2 protein-coding genes are annotated in these 772 nt (G+C 64.5%); both read left to right on the top strand.

Features of this window, described 5'->3' with window-relative positions; all coding sequences use genetic code 11:
- The coding region (locus IT40_RS26495; protein ID WP_208855421.1) for a 4Fe-4S dicluster domain-containing protein at nucleotides 1-505 on the top strand (505 nt) is incomplete at its 5' end.
- A 15-nt stretch (nucleotides 506-520) separates the two neighbouring features.
- The coding region (sdhC, locus tag IT40_RS26500) for a succinate dehydrogenase, cytochrome b556 subunit (RefSeq protein ID WP_036761535.1) at nucleotides 521-772 on the top strand (252 nt) is incomplete at its 3' end.

The following is a 772-nucleotide window of genomic DNA, read 5'->3' on the forward strand; positions in this document are numbered from 1 at the left end:
GTCAGCCCAGATCAGCGACAGCATCGAAGAGAAGCGGGGCTTCTTCACCCGCTGGTTCATGTCGACGAACCACAAGGACATCGGCATCCTTTACCTGTTCACCGCCGGGACGGCCGGGCTGATCGCCCAATACGAGATGATCGAGCCCTGGTTGGACGCCGAGACGCCGGCGCCGAAGCGCAGGCGGCTGCAATCGCCCAGGGAGCGTGCAGCACTTGACGGCTATTACGAGTGCATCCTGTGCTTCTGCTGCACCTCGGGCTGCCCCAGCCACTGGTGGAACGGTGACCGCTTTCTAGGTCCCGCCACGCTTCTTCAGGCGTGGCGCTGGCTGGCCGACAGCCGCGACGAGGGACGCGGCGAGCGGCTCGACGCCCTCGAGGATCCGTTCCGCCTCTATCGTTGCCACACGATCCTGAACTGCACCCGCACCTGTCCTCGCGGACTGAACCCCGGCCGCGCCATCGCCGAGATCAAGAAGAAAATGATCGAGCGACAAGGCTGACACGAAGGAAGCGCCATGTCTCACCGCCGTCCAAAATCACCCAGCATGCAGAACTACCGGCCACAGCTGACCTCCGTCCTGTCGTTCGGGCACCGGCTTTCGGGCGTGGCGCTGAGCCTCGGCGCCTTCGGCCTCGCAGGCTGGCTGATGGCCGGCGCCTCGGGCCAGGATGCGTTCGGAAGCGCGCAGGCGCTGCTGCTGTCCGTGCCTGGGCGTATTGCGCTTTTTCTTGTAACGCTGGAGCTGTTTTACCACCTTTGCAACGGC

The sequence above is a fragment of the Paracoccus versutus genome (assembly GCF_000763885.1).
GTDB lineage: Bacteria > Pseudomonadota > Alphaproteobacteria > Rhodobacterales > Rhodobacteraceae > Paracoccus > Paracoccus versutus.